General features: G+C 73.7%; 4 protein-coding genes and 2 pseudogenes. 3 read left to right on the top strand and 3 right to left on the bottom strand.

The genetic code is table 11. The annotated features are described in order from the left end of the window. Positions 1–111 precede the first annotated feature (111 nt). The 3 genes and pseudogenes from KPL57_RS69395 to KPL57_RS06745 all read left to right on the top strand — a co-directional run. Positions 112–525: pseudogene (locus KPL57_RS69395) on the top strand (hypothetical protein); the annotation flags it as partial. 13 nt (positions 526–538) lie between these two features. Next, entirely contained in the window at positions 539–967 is a 429-nt protein-coding gene (locus KPL57_RS65965) for an AMP-binding protein (RefSeq protein ID WP_308252802.1), read from the top strand. Continuing rightward, the gene (locus KPL57_RS06745; protein ID WP_226350930.1) at positions 964–1437 is read left to right on the top strand and encodes an AMP-binding protein; all 474 of its coding nucleotides are present in this window, start codon (positions 964–966) and stop codon (positions 1435–1437) included. Before KPL57_RS65965 ends, KPL57_RS06745 begins: the two co-directional genes overlap by 4 nt. On the opposite strand, the gene KPL57_RS69390 is transcribed toward KPL57_RS06745, so the two are convergent. The 3 genes and pseudogenes from KPL57_RS69390 to KPL57_RS06730 form a co-directional block, all read right to left on the bottom strand. Continuing rightward, positions 1331–2656: an exodeoxyribonuclease III gene (locus KPL57_RS69390; RefSeq protein WP_308252801.1), complete on the bottom strand. Its 1326-nt coding sequence runs from the start codon at positions 2654–2656 to the stop codon at positions 1331–1333. The two genes, KPL57_RS06745 and KPL57_RS69390, sit on opposite strands and share 107 nt — an antisense overlap. 10 nt (positions 2657–2666) lie before the next feature. Next, positions 2667–2936 carry a hypothetical protein gene (locus tag KPL57_RS06735; protein ID WP_226350929.1) on the bottom strand — a complete coding sequence of 90 codons (270 nt, stop codon included), beginning with the start codon at positions 2934–2936 and terminating at the stop codon, positions 2667–2669. A 93-nt stretch (positions 2937–3029) separates the two neighbouring features. Continuing rightward, positions 3030–3219, bottom strand: a pseudogene (locus tag KPL57_RS06730) (transketolase); the annotation flags it as partial.

Raw genomic sequence — 3219 nt, 5'->3', positions numbered from 1 at the left:
CGCAGGTCAGGGGGCCCTCAGTCCTGCGGCGTCGTCCCGGCGGGGCACCATGGACTGTCATGAAGGTCATCGTGGATTTTCGACCGCTGCGAGAGCACGCGGTCTGCATGGGTGTCGCGCCGGAGGTCTTCGAGGTGCGCGACGACGACTACCTCTACATCCTCGACGAGAACCCGGCGAGTCGCTGCGGCCGAAGGTCGAGGAGGCGGCACGGAGCTGCCCCAAGGCCGCCATCACGATCGAGGGCTGAGCCCAGCGCCGGGACCGAGCCGGCGCAGGTTGCCGGGGCACTCCTCGCGGCGAGCAGGATCGCGGCGAACGAGTGCACCGCCTGCGAAGGAGCCGACCGTGACACAGGGCGCGACGACCGACGTCTGGACCACCCCGCTCACCCCGCTGGCCTTCCTGGGCCGCTCGGCCGAGGTGTTCGCGGAGTCCACGGCGATCGTCTACGGCGACCGCAGGCACACCTACGCCGAGTTCGCGGCGGAGGCGACCCGGGTGGCGAACGCACTCGCCGCGTCGGGCGTCGAGCCCGGTGACCGGGTCGCCTACCTGCTGCCGAACGTCCCGGAGATGCTCGTCCGCGCACTTCGCGGTGCCGCTCGCCGGCGCGGTCCTGGTCGCGATCAACACGCGGCTGTCGACCGAGGAGGTCCGCTACATCCTGGACCACTCGGCGGCCACGGTGCTGGTCGTCGACGCCGTCCCTCCTTGTACGAGACGGTCCGCCCGGTCGCCGACGAGCTGGCCACGGTCCGCGAGATCGTCACCGTCGTCGACCCTGCGGCGCCCGGCGACGGCGTCGGCTCCGGACCAGCTACGCCGACCTGCTCGCCCGCGGCTCGGACGACCCGCGGCCCTGGGCCGTCGACGACGAGCGCGCCACCATCACGATCAACTACACCTCGGGGACGACCGGCAACCCGAAGGGCGTCCGAGTACCACCACCGCGGTGCCTACCTGAACTCCTTCGGCGAGATCGTCCACTCCGGGCACACCGCGGACAGCGTCTACCTGTGGACGCTGCCGATGTTCCACTGCAACGGCTGGTGCACCCCGTGGGTGACGCGATCGGGCGATCGGGCGCACCCACGTCTGCCTGCGCGAGGTCCGGGGCGACCCATCTGGCGGCTGATCGGCGAGCACGGCGTCACCCATCTCAACGGCGCCCCGACCGTCGTCACGACGATTTTGAACGCGCCGAGGCCGTCACCCTGGGGCTACCAGCTGGTGATCACCACGGCGGGGGCGCCGCCGTCGCCGACCCGATCCTGCAGATGGAGCGGATGGGGTTCCGGATCGTGCACGTGTACGGGCTCACCGAGACCTACGGCCGTACTCGGTGAACCAGTACCAGCACGCCTGGGACGACCTCGACGCCGAGGAACGCGCCCGGCTCCAGGCCCGCCAGGGCGTCGGCATGGTGTGCGTTGACCTTGTCGCCGACGCCCTGCTCCAGGCCGATGCCGCCGAGCGCGGCGAGGCCGAGGGCCTTCTGGTGCGCGTCGCCGAACGCCTGGCGCGGGTCGCCGACGCCCGGGACCTGCGGGAGGTTGTCGGGCAGGTTCGGCACCTGCGGCGTCTCGCCACCGCAGGCGGTCAGCCCGACGAGCGCGGCCGCGGCGACGGCGGCACCGACGGTGCGGCTGATCCGGCGCGGGTGGTTCGTGGTCGTACGCATCATGCGAGTCATCCCCCGGAGAGAGCGGTGTACGCCTGATGGGCTATCGGCTTGCTCCGAAGGTTGCAACTCGAACCACACGACGGGTCCCCACGCGGGCGGCGAGTGGCTATCGCCGACGGCTGAGCGGCGCCGGGCCGACGGCGGAGGGACGACCGGGCCGACGTCGCCGTCGGGGGCCTCGTCGAGGTCCAGGACGACCGGGGCGTGGTCGCTGGGCGACTTCCCCTTGCGCGCCTTGCGGTCCACCCACACCGCCGCGCGACGGTCGGCCGGGCCCGACCCGGCCAGCACCAGGTCGATCCGCATCCCCTGGTCCTGGTGGAACCGGCCGGCCCGGTAGTCCCAGTAGCTGAACACGCGCTCGTCGGGCCAGCGCTCGCGCAGGACGTCGCGCAGCCCGGTCCCGAGCAGCGCGGCGAGCGCGGCCCGCTCGTCGGGGGTGACGTGGGTGGCGCCGTCGAACAGGGAACGGTCCCAGACGTCGTCGTCGGTGGGGGCGATGTTGACGTCCCCGGCCACCACCGTCGAGTCCGGGTCGCCCGCCGCGACCTGGTCACGCAGCGCGGCGAGCCAGCGCAGCTTGTAGGCGTAGTGCGGGTCCTCCGGGCTGCGGCCGTTCGGCACGTAGACCGAGGTGACCCGCAGCCCGCCGCAGGTGGCGGTGACGGCGCGCGCGTCCGGCTCCGCCAGCCCGCCCTCGGTGAAGACGGGCTCGTCGGGCAGGCCGCGCACGACGTCGTCGAGCCCGACCCGCGACAGCAGGGCGACGCCGTTCCAGCGGCCCTGGCCGTGGTGCGCGCTCGCGTAGCCGCGCTCGGCCAGGGCCTCGTCGAAGCTCGCGGCGAAGTCGTCGTCGGAGAGCTTGGTCTCCTGCAGGCAGACGACGTCGGGTGCCCGTTCGTCGAGCCACGGCAGCAGCCGCGGCAGCCGGGACTTCGCGGAGTTCACGTTCCAGGTGGCCAGACGCACGGCCCCGACCCTACGAGAGGAACCGCGTCACCGATCGCCGGATGCCCGCGACGTCCAGGCCGTGCGCGGCGTCGTGGTCCTCCGGGCTGCCGTAGCGGCGCAGCTCGGCGGCGCCGACCCCGAGCCCGAGCACCCGGTGCCGCACGTCGTGCAGCGCCTCGGCCACCGGCCGCACCGAGGTCCCGGCCAGGTAGGGCTCGACGAGCACGACGTCCGGCTCGGACAGCGTGGCGCGCAGCGTGGCCGCGTCGAACGGGCGCACGGTCGGCGCGTAGAGCACGGTGACGTCGAGCCCCCTCGACGGCGGCCAGCGTCCGGTCCGCCAGCGGCCCGACGGCGACGACCGTCCCCCGGCCCCCGCGGCGCAGCACCGTCATCGACGGCCCGGTGCCGTACGGCCGCGCGTTGGACGCCACCCGACAGCCGACGTAGACCCGGTCGTCGCCGGCAGGGCGGCGCGCAGCTGCGCCTCGGCCTCGTCGGCGTGCCCGGGCACGTGCACGGTCCAGCCCTCGAGGGTGTCGAGCAGCGGCACATCGCGCGGGCCGAAGTGGGTCTCCCCC

This window comes from Pseudonocardia sp. ICBG601 (genome assembly GCF_020496245.1).
This window is presented reverse-complemented; position numbering and strand designations above follow the sequence as displayed.